Origin of the sequence: Streptomyces sp. NBC_00234 (genome assembly GCF_036195325.1) — a bacterium.
Taxonomy (GTDB): Bacteria; Actinomycetota; Actinomycetes; order Streptomycetales; family Streptomycetaceae; genus Streptomyces.
The window spans coordinates 3,933,963-3,948,178 of sequence record NZ_CP108101.1 but is presented as its reverse complement, the minus strand read 5'-3'; the positions used below and the strand labels follow the sequence as shown (position 1 = coordinate 3,948,178).

The following is a 14,216-nucleotide window of genomic DNA, read 5'->3' as shown; positions in this document are numbered from 1 at the left end:
AAACGGAACGACGGGCGGTGTGCGCGAGGCATGCCCGGTCATGGTCGCCTCACGGCCGCTTCGCGCCCTCCGTCCCGGCGTCCCCTTCGGCATCCAGGTGGGGCAGGATCCGGTCCAGCCAGCGCGGGGTCCACCAGGCGGCCCTGCCGAGCAGGGTCATCACGGCGGGCACGAGCAGCAGGCGGACGACCGTGGCGTCGATGAGGACGCTCGCGGCGAGGCCCAGGCCCAGCATCTTCACCACGATGTTGTCGCTGATCAGGAAGGCCGCGAAGACGCTGACCATGATGAGCGCCGCACAGGTGATCACCCGGGCGGTGATCTCCAGGGCGTGCGCCACGCTCGCTCGGGCGTCGCCGGTGCGCAGCCACGCCTCGTGGATGCGGGAGAGCAGGAAGATCTCGTAGTCCATGGACAGGCCGAAGACGATGGCGAACATCATCATCGGTACGTAGCTCTCGATCGGTACGTCTCCCGACACGCCCAGGGCCGGGCCGCCCCAGCCCCACTGGAAGACGGCCACCACGACGCCGTACGAGGCCGCGATCGACAGGACGTTGAGCACGGCCGCCTTGACCGCGACCAGCAGGCCGCGGAACACGATGAGGATGACGAGGAAGGCGAGGCCCACCACCACCGCGATGATCAGGGGGAGCCTGCTGGAGACGATGTCCAGGAAGTCGACCTGGGCGGCGGTCGTGCCGGTGACGTAGCCGCTCGCGTCCGTCCCGGAGACGGCCTTCGGCAGGACGTCGTCGTGCAGGTGGTTGACGAGGTCGGTGGTCCTCTCGTCCTGCGGGGAGGCCACGGAGTACGCCGTGCCGACCAGGACGTCACCGTCTGACGTGGCCTTCAGCGGGGTGATGAAGGCGGCGTCCGGCACCTTGGTGAGGGCCTGCTGCGCCTGGTCGGCCAAGGTGGACCGGTCGGACTGCGGGACCGAGGTCTGGTCGATCACGAGGGTCAGGGGGCCGTTCGAGCCGGGGCCGAAGGCCGAGGACATCAGGTCGAAGGCGCGCCGGTCCGTGAAGGACTTCGGGTCCGCGCCGTCGCCGATGTGCCCGAGCTGGATGAACAGCAGCGGGAACGCCAGGACGAGCAGGGCGATCACCCCGCCGGTGAGGAACCACCACGGCTTGCGCTCCACCCGCTGCGCGTACCTGTGCCAGCCGCCCTGCGCCTCCTGGCCGGGCTCCGCGTCCGTCTCGGCGACGGGAGTGCGGACGTGCAGCCGGTCGATGTGCCGGCCGATCAGGCCCAGCATCGCGGGGACGAGGGTGAGCGCCCCGGCCACCGCCGTGACGACGGTGACCGCGGCTGCCAGGCCGAGCTTGCCGATGAAGCCGATCCCGGAGACCCACAGTCCGGAGAGGGCGATGATGACCGTGCAGCCGGAGAGCAGGACCGCCCGCCCGCTGGTGGCCGCCGCCATCCCGGCGGCGTTCACCGGATCCTCGCCGTTCATGAGGTTCTGGCGGTGCCGGGTGACGAGGAAGAGCGCGTAGTCGATGCCGACGCCGATCCCGATCATCGTGGCCAGGGTCGGTGAGACGGTGCCGAAGGTGGCGGCGGCGGCGAGGAGGCCCAGCAGAGCGAGGCCGCAGATGACGCAGATCAGTGCCGTGATCAGGGGCAGCAGAGCGGCTACCAGGCTGCCGAAGCCGATCAGCAGGACGAGGATCGCGACCCCGAAGCCGATGGCCTCGCTGGTTCTGTCGTCCGCCTCCGGGCGGGCGAGTTCGCCCAGGGAGCCTCCGTACTCCACGTCGACCCCCGCCGCGCGCAGGGGCGCGACGGCGGAGTCGACCCCGTCGAGATAGCCGGCCCCGAGAGTGGAGGGCTGCTCGTCGAAGGTGACGGTGATGTACGCCGTCTTCTCGTCGGTGGAGAGCGGTCCGACATCAGGGGTGCCGGAGGTCGGGGCGGGAGGCGTGGAGCCGTCCGAGGGCAGCGGGTTCTGGGCGGCGAGGACGTGCGGCAGCTTTCCGAGAGCCGTGACGGCGGAGGAGACCTGGCTGCTGACATCGGTGAGCGGCTTGGACGCGTCGTGCAGCACCACCTGGGCGCTGTAGCCGCCGGCCGAGGGGTCGTGCGCCTTGAGGACGTCGAGGCCGTCCTGCGACTGGGTGCCGGGGAGGGAGAAGTTGTCGGAGTAGTCGCCGCCGTACGCGTGGTTCAGCACCTGGAGCCCGGCGAGGGCGGCGAACCACAGGACGATGACGACGACGAAGTGCCGGGCGCACCACTGGCCGGTGCGGCGCAGAGCGCCCGGGCGGCCCGCCACATCCGTGCGGCGCGGTTTCCGGGGCTCGGGACGGCCGGATTCCGCACCGGAGTCGTGCGTGGAGGGCGGCAGCGGCATGGGCACTCCCGGTCGGGCCAGGGCTCGTGGGGGACGAGATCTGGGGAGGGGTCTCGTATGCGGACGTGTAGCAAGCAGTCAAGGTCCGTTCCGGCCGCTCGGCACTCCGGTGCGGGAGAACGGGTGACCAGCACCCCGAATGAGTCGTTTTATGCGACTTTCTTGCTATACACGAGCGATGGAGTACCCGGGCACCCTCATCCTGATCATGCTCATGGCTGTCGTCGCGCCCCTGCTCGCGTACGCCGTCGGGCGCCGGCTGGCCGTCCCCGTGGTCATCTTCGAGATCCTCCTGGGTGTCCTCATCGGCCCCGACGTCCTCGGATGGGTGCACGACGACGAGACCGTGGACGTGCTCGCCGATCTCGGCCTCTCGATGCTGATCTTCCTGGCGGGGTACGAGATCCAGTTCGCGGCGGTCCGCGGGGACACCCTGCGCCGCTCCGGGTGGGCCTGGGTCGTCTCGTTCGCCGTGGGGCTCGGCATCGCGTTCGCCCTGACCGGCGGGGACGTCGCGGCGGGCCTCGTCATCGGTACCGCGCTGACCAGCACCGCTCTCGGGGCCGTCCTGCCCATCCTGCGCGACTCCGGGCGGCTCGAAGGGCGCTTCGGCACCGTGGTGATGGCGTTCGGGGCGGTCGGCGAGTTCGGACCGATCATCGCGATGGCGCTGCTGTTCAGCGGTCGCAGTCCGGGTGCGGCGAGTGCGGTCCTGATCGCGTTCGCGGTGGTGACGGCGGGCGCGGTCGTCTGGGCGATGCGGCCCAGGCCACCGTGGTTCTCCGCGGTCATCGCCAAGACCCTGCACAGCAGTTCCCAGTTCGCCGTCCGCTTCGTCATGCTGCTGCTCGCCGCGATGCTCGGGCTGTCCCATGTGTTCGGTCTCGACACCCTGCTCGGCGCCTTCGCCGCAGGGATGCTGACCCGGCTGGTGCTCCAGGGTGCGGCGCCCGACAGCAGCCACGAGATCCTGGCCAAGGTCGAGGCGATGGGCTTCGGTTTCCTGGTGCCGTTCTTCTACATCGTGACGGGTATCCACTTCGATCTCGACGCGCTGCTCGACGGCGGTCGGCCGCTGCTGCTCCTGCCGGTCTTCCTGGCGCTCTTCCTGCTGGTACGCGGCGTCCCCGTCCGCCTGCTCGCCCCGCGCGATCTGACGGAACCCGAACGGAACGCCCTGGCGCTCTACTCCGCCACCTGCCTGCCCCTCGTCGTCGCGATCACGACCATCGGCCTGGACGACGGGGCGCTCGGCTCGGGCGAGGGGGCCGCGCTCGTCGGGGCCGCCATGGTGTCCGTACTGACGTTTCCGCTGGTGGCCTTCAGGCTGCTGCGGCGGTCGGAGGGGCAGCCCCCAGGGGCACCGTCCCGGTCGGCGGAGGCGTCGGACCCCTGGTGACCCCGGGGTCCGGGGTCACCGGCCCGCGGGTACCCGAGGGCGGTCGGGTGCCCAGGAGCGGTCAGGTTCGTCAGGTTCCGGGGACGAGGACGATCTTGCCGACCGTGCGGCGGGCGAGCAGGTCCTCGTGCGCGCGGCGGGCCTCCGAGAGCGGGTAGCTCCCTCCGGCCACCGGCTTGAGACGCCCCTCGGCCACCAGGCCGAAGAGTTCCTTGAGGGGGCCGGAGACCGCGCCCGGCGCCGCCAGCGCGGGCCGCAGCCAGAACCCGACGACCGCCGCGTTGAGCCGGTTCAGCCGTGCCGGGTCGACCGGGGTGAACCCCCCGCGGGCGGCGTTGCCATAGGTCACCAAGCGCCCGTAGGACGCCAGGGAGCCCAGGGCCTGGTCGAAGAGCTCGCCGCCCACGGCGTCCAGGACGACGTCCGCCTTCTCCTCGTGCGGGTACGTGATCACCGCGTCCGCGCCGAGGTCCAGGGCCAGACACTCCTTGGCGGGGGTCGAGACCTGGGCGAGCACCCGCCCGGCACCGAACTCCCTGGCCAGCTGGACGGCGAGACTGCCCACGCCGCCGGCCGCGGAGTGCACGACCACGGTCTCGCCCGCGCGCAGCCGGGCCGCCGAGCGGAGCAGATGCCAGGCGGTCAGCCCCTGCATCATCAGGGCGAGGGCTTCCGCGGCACCGAGCTCCTCGGGGATCTCCTGGAGGGCGGACTCCTTGGCGACCACCTGTTCCGCGTAACCGCGCGAGACCCGGGCCAGCACCCTCGTCCCGGCGGGGGTGCGGCCCACGACCTCGCTGCCGGGTACGAACGGCAGCGCGTCGGCGGTCAGGTACGAGCCGTCCACCTGATGGGTGTCCGCGAAGTTCACTCCGGCTGCCTCGACCGTGAGGAGCACCTCTCCGGGGCCCGCGACGGGGGCGGCCAGTTCAACGGGTGCGAGGACTTCTGGACCACCGAAGCGGCCGAACTGGATAGCGAGCATGCGGCACGGTACCGCGCGGCCGACCGGGGCCGTGGGCAGGGAAGAATTTCGGCCAGATGCAACGAAGTGTCGCTCAAACCATACGACCGGTTTGTTAGCGTGAACGTCACCGCGCACACCTGTGCTCACGGATTCATGGACCGACCACCGACCCGTCGTTCGACCACGCCCCCGGAGCTCAGGATGGCCAAGCAGGACCGTGCGGTGCGTACGCGCGAAGAGTTGATCCGTTCGGCCGCCGAGGCTTTCGACCGGAGCGGTTTCGGACTGTCTTCCCTCTCCGACATCAGCGCCCGCGCCGGAGTCAGCAGCGGTGCACTGCACTTCCACTTCAGCAGCAAAAGGGAGTTGGGGGAGGCGGTCGAGTCCGCCGCGGCGCAGACGCTGCACAGCATCATCGCCCCGTGCCCGCCCGCTCACCCCGAGCCGCTGCACCTCCTCGTCGACACCTCCTGCGCACTGGCCCAACGGCTGTCCCAGGACGTGGTGTTGAGGGCAGCGTTCGGCCTGGGCCACGACGCCACCTGGCAGGAGGACGCCAAACTCTGGCTGGAGTGGCGCAGTTGGGTCCGCTCGACACTGGCGCTCGCCGGTGAACGGGGCGCGCTGGCGGCGGACGTTCCGCTGGACGCGGCGGTGTCCGCCGTCACGGCCGCGGTGGTGGGCTCGGAGATCCTGGGACGCGCCGACGCGCAGTGGTCCTCGTGCACGGCCGTCACCCAGTTCTGGTCGCTGATGCTGCCCCGTCTCGCGGTGCGTACCGGAGAGGCGGGGCTGCCGGAGCCCGTGCCGCATCGCCCTGCGACACTGCGCGCATGAGCAACGATCTCCTCTCAGACAAAGTCGTCCTCATCACCGGGGCGAGCAGTGGAATTGGCGCGGCAGCGGCCCGCGTCTTCGCCCAGGAGGGTGCGAAGGTGGTGCTGGCGGCCCGCCGCGAAGAGCGGCTGGCAGCGCTGGTCGGTGAGCTGCGGGACAAGGGCGCGGAGGCGGCCTACGTCGTCACCGACGTGTCCGTCGCGGACGAGGTCTCCCGTGCGGTGGACTTCGCCGTCTCGACGTACGGGCGCCTGGACTCGGCCTTCAACAACGCAGGTCTCGGCGGCGACCGGACGCCGATGCACCTGATGGGGGACGACGTCTACGACACCCTCATGGACACCAACGTCCGCAGCGTGTGGAACTGCCTCCGGTACGAGATCGCGGCGATGCTCGAACAGGGCGGCGGCACGATCGTCAACAACAGCAGCGTGGCCGGGCTGGTGGCGATACCCGCCGCCGCTCCCTACATAGCGTCCAAGCACGCCGTGGTCGGTCTCACGCGGGCCGCTGCCGACGAGTACGCGAAGCAGGGCATCCGGGTCAACGCCGTCGCTCCCGGTACGACGCGCAGCGAGATCACCGCCGACTGGTTCGGGCGCAACCCCGGCCTCGAGGAGATGGTCAACTCGCTTACTCCGCAGGGCCGTACGGCGGAGCCCGAGGAGATCGCGGCTGCCGCGGCCTGGCTGCTCAGCGACCGCTGCCCGTTCCTCACGGGCACGGTCATGCCGGTGGACGGCGGCTTCATCAACCAGTGATCACGCGGGTACGGGGCCGGCGGACTCCGCCGGCCCCGTACCCGTCGGTGCGTCAGCGCTGCCGGATCGTTCCGCTCAGTTCGAGACGGAAGACGGACCGGCCGTCCTGGGTGCCCGTGACCCGCACCGCGGTGTGACCGGGCCGGTCGGACGCGAGCCTCTCGGCCTCGACCCAGCAGGGCCGGTCGAACTCGACGTACCGCTCGAAACTGCTGGCGATGCCGGTGGGCTCGAAGGACGCGGGGGAGAGCACGGCCTGGGCCGCCTGATAGCCCGCCTCCATCAGCGCCAGTCCCGGGACGTGGTCGACCGGGTGGTCGAAGAGGATGACGTTGGCGACGTCGTTGCGCAGCTGCCAGCGGTGGGGGTGGCCGGTGGCCGCGAGGACCACGTCCGAAGCGGCCGGGCGGCCGACGGTGTGAGCGGCCACGGGAGCGGGAAGCCGCCATTCGTTCCAGCTGTTGGAGAGTTGTTCACCGCGCAGCCGACGGTAGGCGGCCGGCGAAATCCAGCCGAACTCAGAATTCGCGACCGCCACAGTGGTGTTGTCTTGGAGCACATGAACATCCATGCCGAGGCCGCTGACGTTCCTCCCGCGCCTGGTGGGCTCCGAGACCTTGATCTCGATGTCCAGGGCCGACGGACGGTCGTTGGGGACGTGGAAGCCCGGCCGGACGGTGAAGTTGAAGTAGTGGAGCAGCGTGTGATGCGTCAGCGGTACGTCGTAGGCGCCGTGGGCGATGACCAGGCCGCTCTGCCGGATGGTCTGGGTGAGCACCCTGGGGTCGTAGGCACGGCCTTCGACGGCTGCGGGCCAACGGGCGGTGAGCGTGAACTCGCCCTCGCCCAGCTGCTTCCAGCCGGTGATGAACACGGATGCGTCGTGCTTGAGATGCACGAACTCCTTCGGCACCGTGGTCAAGTCGTCGTGAACCACAGAAGCTTCGGACACGGTCCCCCCAGGACGTGGCGCGATGCGGTGAAGCGCGCGCTGATATGATACCGGCTCACCCGTTTGTTTTTAAGCACGTGCAAAGACGAGGTCAAAAGGGAGAGCGAGTTGGCCAGACAGCAACGGGCGATCCGCACGCGCAGGGTCTTCCTCGAAGCGGCGGCAGAAGTCTTCGACGAGCATGGTTACGACGCCGCCACCATCGCATCGATCCTTGAGCGAGCTGGACTAACCCGAGGTGCACTTTACTTCCACTTCACCTCGAAGGAAGAGCTTGCGCGGGGAGTTCTCGCCGAGGCGGTGACCGCCGAGGGGCTCACGCCACAGGCGTTCAAGCTCCAGGAGTGGGTGGACATAGCCCTGCTGCTGGCGTACCGGCTGCCCCGGGAGCCGATGCTCAGCGCGTCCATCAGGCTGTCCGTCGACCCCAGAGCCCGTGGCATGTTCGGGACGCGCTGGCCGGACTGGATCGCGATGGGCACGGAGATCCTCACCGAGGCCAAGAACCGCGGGGAACTGCTTCCGCATGTCGACCCCGTGACCACCTCGCGGCTGTTCGTCGGGGCGTGGACCGGAATCCAGCTGGTGGCCGAATCGATGTCCGAGCCGCCGGAACTCGTCAGCGAGATCTCGGCCCTCTTCGAACTCATCCTCCCCAACAACGCCGTCCCGGGTGTGCTGTCGCGGCTCGACACGTCTCCGCACCGCGCCGAACGGCTCCTCAAGGAGAGCAGGGAAGCGGTCGCGTCCTGACCGTGGCCGCTGATTGGCCGAAACGGTGCGGGATGCCCCAAAAGGCATGATCGGTATGTTCTGCCGGGCCGCCTCCCCGGCACCCCTGCCTCACTCGGTTGCCCGGCACCGCTGCGGGACTGCTGATCAGGGCGCAGGGTGGACGCATGCCCATGTGGTCGCGTCGGCTCGTCCTGTGTGCCGTGTCCATACCGCTGGCCTTCCTGGTCCTTCGGGATGCCCCGGTACGGTTCGCCGCGCCCGCACGGCTCGCCCTCCCCGAGGCCCCGCCGGGGGCGCCGCAGCCCGAGATCGTCCCCCGGTCGGACTGGGGGGCCGACGAGCGCATGGTCAGGCACGCGGCGACGTACACGGGCCGGGTGAGCGCCGCCTTCATCCACCACACGGGGCACACCAACGGGTACGACTGCGCCGACGCCCCGGAGCTGCTGCGTGGGATCCAGGCGGACCACATCAAGCAGGACGGGTGGGACGACATCGGGTACAACTTCGTCGTCGACCGGTGCGGGACCATCTACGAGGGGCGGGCCGGCGGCATCACGCGGCCGGTGCGCGGCGCGCACACCAAGGGCTTCAACGCGGACAGTGTCGGGATCGCGGCGATCGGCACCTTCGGGGCCGGGGTGCCCGTACCGAAGGCGGTCGTGGAGGCGATAGCGCGGGTGATCGCATGGAAGCTGCGCCCTGGGGCCGATCCGCGCGGTTCGGTGCGGCTGGTCTCCACGAACGACGAGAGCCGCTTCCCGAAGGGCCACGCGGCCGAGCTGCACGTCATCTCGGGGCACCGGGACAGCTATCTCACCGGCTGCCCCGGAGACGCGCTGTACGCCCAGCTGCCGGCCATCAGGGACGCGGTGGCGGCCCTCCGCGAACGCCGTCGGTGACGGGAGTACGCGGAGGGGCTGTGCGGACCGGCCGGTGACCTACTTGGCCACGTACTGCGCCAGGATGGCCTGCACCTCGTAGATGTCGACACCCTTGGAGAAGGTCTTCTGGACCGGCAGGGCGGCCCCGGAGATCCAGATGTTGAGCTCGGCCTCCAGGTCGAACGTGCCGGCCGTCTCCACCGAGAAGTGCGTGATGCTCCGGTACGGGACCGAGTGGTACTCCACCTTCTTGCCGGTGATCCCCTGCTTGTCGACGAGGATGAGCCGATGGTCGGTGAACAGGATCGTGTCGCGGATCAACAGATAGGCGGCGCTGATCTGTTCGCCCTGCGACAGCAGCCGCGCGTAGTCCTGCTGAGCCGTCGCCGGGTCGATCGTGTGCGCGTTTCCGAACAGTGCCATGTCAGGGCCCCCACCTACTCAACGGAATGATTTTCGCACTGTATACCGGCGTGATCGCGCGGCTTTCGGCGCGGTTCCTCCCGCTGAACCCCCCCTCCCCCCATGGGGTGTCAGCCTTCGGTGGCGGATCCGTAGCGGAGCAGGAAGAGGGCCTCCACGTGCGCCATGTTCCGGATCTCGCTCGGGTCGACGCTCTCGTTGGGGGCATGGATGAGGCACTGCGGTTCCTCGACGCCCATGAGGACGATCTCGGCGTCCGGGTACTCCTCGGTGAGCACGTTGCACAGGGGGATCGAACCGCCCTGGCCCAGCGAGGACATCGGGGTTCCGTAGACGTCCGCCATGGCCTTGCCGAGCGTGGCGTAGGCGGGCCCGTCGGTGGCCGCCCGGAACGGCGAGCCGGTGCTCTCGGTCTCGACGGACACCTTCGCGCCCCAGGGAGCGGCCTTCTCCAGATGGGTGGTCAGCGCCCGGAGGGCGGCGTCCGCATCCGTTCCCGGCGGTACGCGCAGGCTGACCCGGGCCCGCGCGGTGCCCTGGATCGCGGCGGACGAGCCGACGACGGGAGGGCAGTCGATGCCGAGGACGGTGACGGCGGGGCGGGCCCAGAGCCGGTCCGAGACCGTTCCGGAGCCGGTGAGGGCGACCCCGTCCAGCACGTCGGCGTCGCGGCGGAACTGCTCCTCCTCGTAAGGGGCCCCGGTCCAGGTGCCGGAGGAGTCGAGTCCCTCGACGCGGGTTCCGCCGTCCGGGTCGCGCAGCGTGGACAGCAGCTGGATCAGGGCGGCGAGCGCGTCCGGGGCCGGTCCGCCGAACATCCCCGAGTGCAGCTCGCCCCGCAGGGTCGAGACGGTGACCACGAGGTTCACCAGACCCCGGAGGGACGTGGTGACGGTGGGCCGGCCCACCGCCGCGTTCCCCGTGTCGCAGACCAGGAGGGTGTCGGCGAGGAAGGCGTCGCGGTGCTGTCCGACGTACGCCTCCAGACCGCCGGTGCCCTGTTCCTCCGAGCCCTCGGCGACGAACTTCAGGCCGACCGGGATGTCGTCGCCGAGGGCGCGCAGCGCGGTGAGGTGCATGACGATGTTGCCCTTGCAGTCCGCGGTGCCGCGCCCGTACCAGCGGCCGTCGCGCTCGGTGAGCGTGAAGGGCGGCGAGGTCCACGCGGCGTCGTCGAGGGGCGGCTGCACGTCGTAGTGGCAGTAGAGGAGCACCGTCGGGGCGCCGGGCGGCGCCGGCCGGTGGCCGAGCACCGCATGGCTGCCGTCCGGGGTCTCGGCGAGGTGTACGTCCTGGAGGCCCGCCTCCGTGAAGGCGTCCGCGACCCACTGGGCGGCCCGCTTGCACTCCTCGGGCGGGTACTGCCGGGGGTCGGCGACGGAGGGGATCGACACGAGCTCGGTGAGGTCGGCCTGGGCGCGGGGCATCAGGGCGGCGATCCGGTCGGCGAGTTCGGCTTCGTTCATGGTGGCTCCCTCACGGGGTGTGGTGTGGTGCGGCCGGGTACGGAGGTCAGCGCCGGACGGTGTCGTCGGTCTTGAGGCTGTCGACGGCCTCGTCGAAGTCGTCGACCTGGTCCGGGCAGTAGACCTGGAGGACGATGCGTTCGGCCTCGACCGCCCTGGTGTCGGAGATGACGGGCCGCTGGCCCGGTCCGCCGGAGCCGTTGGACATCTGGATCTTCCACAGGGCGGTCTGCAGCGCGTCGTCGGGGGACTCGCACACGATGCCGCCGTCCGTGCCCAGCAGTCGCTGGACGACACCGGTGTCGGGCGCCGGGAATCCGGCCGCGACCAGCTGCTCGCTGAGCTGGTCCGCCTTCTCCTTCGTGTCGTTGGTCTTCTTGATCGACTGGTACTGGATGACGCCGATGACCATGAGGGCGACCAGGATCACGATCGCCCCGATGTAGACCCAGCGGTGTTCGGAGGCCATTCGGGTGGGACTCATGCGGCACCCTCCGGGTTCGGCTCGTCCGCGTGGCCCTGGGCGGGCATGCGCCAGCTCGGCTTGCGGAGCTTGAGGAAGAGGTACGGAATGACCAGGCCGAGGAGGAGCAGGCCGCCGCCGATCAGGCCGATGTACGCCCAGACGCTGTTTCCGCCGAACTGCGAGGACGGCACGAAGCCGATGACGAGCGCGGCCAGCGAGGCGAGCAGTCCGAGGACGCAGAGCGGGATGAGGGCGGGGGCGCGGTAGCCGCGCGGGTGGTCGGGCTGCTTCTGTCGCAGCCGGATCGCCGCGGCGAACATCAGCAGGTAGACGATGAGATACACCTGCGTGGTGATGACCGAGAAGATCCAGTAGGCGCTGGAGACGTCGGGGATCAGCGCGTACATCAGGGCGATGGCCGTGGTGACGATGCCCTGGGTGACGAGGATGTTCTGCTGGATGCCGTTCTTGTTGAGCTTCTGGAGGAAGGGCGGCAGATAGCCCTCCTCACGGGAGATCAGCAGGAGGCCCTTGGAGGGTCCGGCGAGCCAGGTCAGCATGCCGCCGAGTGCGGCGGCGACCAGGGCGATGGCCACGATCGGGGTGAGCCAGCCGATGTTGAAGTACGAGAAGAAGGCGTCGAACGCCTGCATCACGCCCGCGGTCAGGCTCAGCTGATTGGCCGGTACGACCCAGCTGATCGCCAGGGCCGGAAGGATGAAGATCAGCAGCACCAGGCCCATGGCCAGGAACATCGAGCGCGGGTACTCCTTGGCCGGGTTCTTGAGCGAGGAGACGTGGACGGCGTTCATCTCCATGCCCGAGTAGCTCAGGAAGTTGTTGACGATCAGCACCAGACTGGCGAGCCCCGTCCACTGGGGGAGCAGGTGGCTGGCGGTCATCGGGGCGGCCGAACCGTTGCCCTGGCCGAGGAAGACGATGCCCAGGACGACCAGGATGGTGCCGGGGATCAGGGTGCCGATGATCAGGCCCCAGGACGAGAGCCCGGCGACTGCCTTCGTGCCACGGGCGGAGACCCAGACCCCGGTCCAGTACAGGACCATGATCACGATCGCGGTGTAGAGACCGCTGCTGGCCAGGGCCGGATCGATGACGTACGCGATGGTGCTGGCGACGTAGGCCAGCAGGCTCGGGTAGTAGAAGATCGTCATCGCGAACTGGCACCACACGGCCAGGAAGCCCAGTGGCTTCGACAGGCCCTCGCTGACCCAGCGGTAGACGCCGCCGTTCCATCCCGAGGCGAGCTCCGCGGAGACGAGCGCTGTCGGCATCAGGAAGATGATGGCCGGGATGAGGTAGAGAAAGACGCAGGCCAGACCGTAGACGGCCATGGTCGGGGCGGACCGCAGGCTGGCCACGGAAGCGGTGGTCATCAGCGCGAGGGTGACCCAGGTCATCCCTGCAACGGCCGGTTTCGCAGTCTGCGTGCGCGGTTTCGGAACGTCGGACGGGATGTCCATCGTGCTCATGCGGCACTCCTCGCAACGGCCACGGCGCCATCCGAGGATGCCGCACTGCCCAGGTGGTCAATACGGCATAAATTGCCATGAGTCGGGGTGTGCCGCATCTCGTTGGTGAGGGCAGGTCAGATCCCGGAGCCGACGGGGGTCCCCGGGTCGGTGCCCGTGGAGGGTGCGGCGGTGCGCGGCGGGTCTACGAGTGGGTCCGGTGCTCCGTACGCTCCGTGTCCGCCCGGAAATTGAGGCAGTCGGGGTTGTGGCAGGGGCCCGGTCCCCATACGGGTACGAAGATTCCGAGCGTCTTGTGCCGGGTCACGGCGCTTGCGACGGGGTGCTTGCAGGCCGGACACATGAACGCGGCCTGCGACGTGTTCTCGCGCTCTTTCCTGGACATTCTTCAACGGTAGTCCCGCGGACCGGTCGTGGAAAGTTTTCCCTGTGCTTTACCTTCGGGAGTCACGGCTGCCGCGCATGGGTACGGCGCACACTCAGCGCCACGGAAATGCTCAGGATCACCACGATCACGGCCAGACTCACCGGTGAGGAGATTTCCGGAATGGAGTCGCTGATCAGCTCGTGGGACGCCTGGAGGATGAGTTTGAAGCCGATGAAGGCGAGAATGATCGCCACTCCGTGACTGAGGTAATGGAACCGGTCGAGCATGCCCGCCAGCAGGAAGAACAGGGCCCGCAGGCCCAAAATGGCGAACGCGTTGCTGGTGTAGACGATGAACGCGTCGTCGCTGACCGCGAGGACGGCCGGCACGCTGTCGACCGCGAACACCAGGTCGGCCGTCTCGATCGCGGCGACCACCGCGAGCAGCGGGGTCGCCACCCACTGGCCCGCCTCCTTGACGAGGAACTTCGTCCCGTCGTAGTCGTCGCGCACCGGGACGATCTTCCGGAGCAGCCGCACGGCGATGCTCCGGCCCGGGTCGAAGGTCTCCTCCTGCCCGCTCAGGATCTTGTACGTGCTGTAGAAGAGGACGGCCGCGAAGGCGAAGAGCACGGCGGTGAACCGGCTGACCACGGCCACGCCCAGGGACAGGAAGATTCCGCGGAACACGAGGGCGCCGATGACTCCGAAGAACAGGACGCGGTGCTGATAGGCGCGGGGCACCTTGAAATAGGAGAAGATCAGGGCGAAGACGAAGAGGTTGTCGACGGACAGGCTCTTCTCCAGCAGCCACGCGGTGGTGTATTCGGTCCCCGCGGTCGTTCCGAGAACCAGAAAGACGACCCCGCCGAAGGCGAGCGCGAGGGATATCCATATCCCGCTCCACAGGGTGGCTTCCTTGAATCCGATCACATGCGCGGTCCGGTGCGCCATGAGGTCGATCAGCAGAGAGACGACCACGACGGCGACGAATGTCACCCACAGCCAGACCGGCACGTCGAGCACTTGGGAAACCTCGCAACGGATACGCGCGACGACCCTCGGAAGGCGGAAGAAGCCCTACGTCCGAGTGTGCCCCGCCCGTGCG

The 14,216-nt window shown here is 69.3% G+C and carries 14 protein-coding genes; 5 read left to right on the top strand and 9 right to left on the bottom strand.

Annotated features, from left to right (window positions below):
• Positions 1–49: 49 nt before the first annotated feature.
• Entirely contained in the window at positions 50–2,362 is a 2,313-nt protein-coding gene (locus OG230_RS17190; RefSeq protein WP_328911108.1) for an MMPL family transporter, read from the bottom strand.
• 178 nt (positions 2,363–2,540) lie between these two features.
• Between OG230_RS17190 and OG230_RS17185 the strand changes: the two genes are divergently transcribed.
• On the top strand, positions 2,541–3,761 hold the full coding sequence (locus tag OG230_RS17185) for a cation:proton antiporter (protein WP_328911107.1): 1,221 nt from the start codon (positions 2,541–2,543) through the stop codon (positions 3,759–3,761).
• Positions 3,762–3,831: 70 nt separating this feature from the next.
• On the opposite strand, the gene OG230_RS17180 is transcribed toward OG230_RS17185, so the two are convergent.
• On the bottom strand, positions 3,832–4,746 hold the full coding sequence (locus tag OG230_RS17180) for a quinone oxidoreductase family protein (RefSeq protein WP_328911106.1): 915 nt from the start codon (positions 4,744–4,746) through the stop codon (positions 3,832–3,834).
• Between the two features lie 183 nt (positions 4,747–4,929).
• On the opposite strand from OG230_RS17180, the gene OG230_RS17175 reads away from it, so the two are divergent.
• Together OG230_RS17175 and OG230_RS17170 are read left to right on the top strand one after the other, a co-directional pair.
• Positions 4,930–5,565, top strand: coding sequence for a ScbR family autoregulator-binding transcription factor (locus tag OG230_RS17175; RefSeq protein WP_328911105.1), 636 nt, complete (start codon positions 4,930–4,932; stop codon positions 5,563–5,565).
• Complete coding sequence (locus OG230_RS17170; RefSeq protein ID WP_328911104.1) at positions 5,562–6,326, top strand: glucose 1-dehydrogenase; 765 nt, start codon at positions 5,562–5,564, stop codon at positions 6,324–6,326. Before OG230_RS17175 ends, OG230_RS17170 begins: the two co-directional genes overlap by 4 nt.
• Positions 6,327–6,378: 52 nt before the next feature.
• Here the strand turns inward: OG230_RS17170 and OG230_RS17165 are convergent, their stop codons facing one another.
• Positions 6,379–7,239, bottom strand: a complete 861-nt coding sequence (locus OG230_RS17165) for a ScbA/BarX family gamma-butyrolactone biosynthesis protein (RefSeq protein WP_328911427.1) — start codon at positions 7,237–7,239, stop codon at positions 6,379–6,381.
• A 147-nt stretch (positions 7,240–7,386) separates the two neighbouring features.
• On the opposite strand from OG230_RS17165, the gene OG230_RS17160 reads away from it, so the two are divergent.
• Together OG230_RS17160 and OG230_RS17155 are read left to right on the top strand one after the other, a co-directional pair.
• Complete coding sequence (locus OG230_RS17160; RefSeq protein ID WP_328911103.1) at positions 7,387–8,031, top strand: ScbR family autoregulator-binding transcription factor; 645 nt, start codon at positions 7,387–7,389, stop codon at positions 8,029–8,031.
• Positions 8,032–8,183: 152 nt separating this feature from the next.
• Complete coding sequence (locus OG230_RS17155; protein WP_328911426.1) at positions 8,184–8,915, top strand: peptidoglycan recognition protein family protein; 732 nt, start codon at positions 8,184–8,186, stop codon at positions 8,913–8,915.
• Between the two features lie 39 nt (positions 8,916–8,954).
• Here OG230_RS17155 and OG230_RS17150 read toward each other — a convergent pair whose 3' ends face one another.
• The 6 genes from OG230_RS17150 to OG230_RS17125 all read right to left on the bottom strand — a co-directional run bounded on the left by OG230_RS17150 (position 8,955) and on the right by OG230_RS17125 (position 14,134).
• Complete coding sequence (locus tag OG230_RS17150; protein WP_328911102.1) at positions 8,955–9,320, bottom strand: PH domain-containing protein; 366 nt, start codon at positions 9,318–9,320, stop codon at positions 8,955–8,957.
• 110 nt (positions 9,321–9,430) lie between these two features.
• Positions 9,431–10,786 carry a dipeptidase gene (locus OG230_RS17145; RefSeq protein ID WP_328911101.1) on the bottom strand — a complete coding sequence of 452 codons (1,356 nt, stop codon included), beginning with the start codon at positions 10,784–10,786 and terminating at the stop codon, positions 9,431–9,433.
• A gap of 46 nt (positions 10,787–10,832) precedes the next feature.
• Entirely contained in the window at positions 10,833–11,270 is a 438-nt protein-coding gene (locus OG230_RS17140; protein ID WP_328911100.1) for a hypothetical protein, read from the bottom strand.
• Positions 11,267–12,742, bottom strand: coding sequence for an APC family permease (locus OG230_RS17135; protein ID WP_328911099.1), 1,476 nt, complete (start codon positions 12,740–12,742; stop codon positions 11,267–11,269). Before OG230_RS17135 ends, OG230_RS17140 begins: the two co-directional genes overlap by 4 nt.
• 184 nt (positions 12,743–12,926) lie before the next feature.
• Positions 12,927–13,127, bottom strand: a complete 201-nt coding sequence (locus OG230_RS17130; RefSeq protein WP_328911098.1) for a hypothetical protein — start codon at positions 13,125–13,127, stop codon at positions 12,927–12,929.
• Positions 13,128–13,189: 62 nt separating this feature from the next.
• Positions 13,190–14,134, bottom strand: a complete 945-nt coding sequence (locus tag OG230_RS17125) for a TerC family protein (RefSeq protein WP_328911097.1) — start codon at positions 14,132–14,134, stop codon at positions 13,190–13,192.
• Positions 14,135–14,216 lie beyond the last annotated feature (82 nt).

What these genes read in the sequence shown, in the direction of transcription:
- OG230_RS17175 (WP_328911105.1), top strand. Translation starts at nt 4,930, where the DNA reads ATGGCCAAGCAGGACCGTGCGGTGCGTACGCGCGAAGAGTTGATCCGT.
- OG230_RS17170 (WP_328911104.1), top strand. Translation starts at nt 5,562, where the DNA reads ATGAGCAACGATCTCCTCTCAGACAAAGTCGTCCTCATCACCGGGGCG.
- OG230_RS17150 (WP_328911102.1), bottom strand. Translation starts at nt 9,320, where the DNA reads ATGGCACTGTTCGGAAACGCGCACACGATCGACCCGGCGACGGCTCAG.
- OG230_RS17155 (WP_328911426.1), top strand. Translation starts at nt 8,184, where the DNA reads ATGTGGTCGCGTCGGCTCGTCCTGTGTGCCGTGTCCATACCGCTGGCC.
- OG230_RS17130 (WP_328911098.1), bottom strand. Translation starts at nt 13,127, where the DNA reads ATGTCCAGGAAAGAGCGCGAGAACACGTCGCAGGCCGCGTTCATGTGT.
- OG230_RS17135 (WP_328911099.1), bottom strand. Translation starts at nt 12,742, where the DNA reads ATGAGCACGATGGACATCCCGTCCGACGTTCCGAAACCGCGCACGCAG.
- OG230_RS17180 (WP_328911106.1), bottom strand. Translation starts at nt 4,746, where the DNA reads ATGCTCGCTATCCAGTTCGGCCGCTTCGGTGGTCCAGAAGTCCTCGCA.
- OG230_RS17185 (WP_328911107.1), top strand. Translation starts at nt 2,541, where the DNA reads ATGGAGTACCCGGGCACCCTCATCCTGATCATGCTCATGGCTGTCGTC.
- OG230_RS17190 (WP_328911108.1), bottom strand. Translation starts at nt 2,362, where the DNA reads ATGCCGCTGCCGCCCTCCACGCACGACTCCGGTGCGGAATCCGGCCGT.
- OG230_RS17140 (WP_328911100.1), bottom strand. Translation starts at nt 11,270, where the DNA reads ATGAGTCCCACCCGAATGGCCTCCGAACACCGCTGGGTCTACATCGGG.
- OG230_RS17145 (WP_328911101.1), bottom strand. Translation starts at nt 10,786, where the DNA reads ATGAACGAAGCCGAACTCGCCGACCGGATCGCCGCCCTGATGCCCCGC.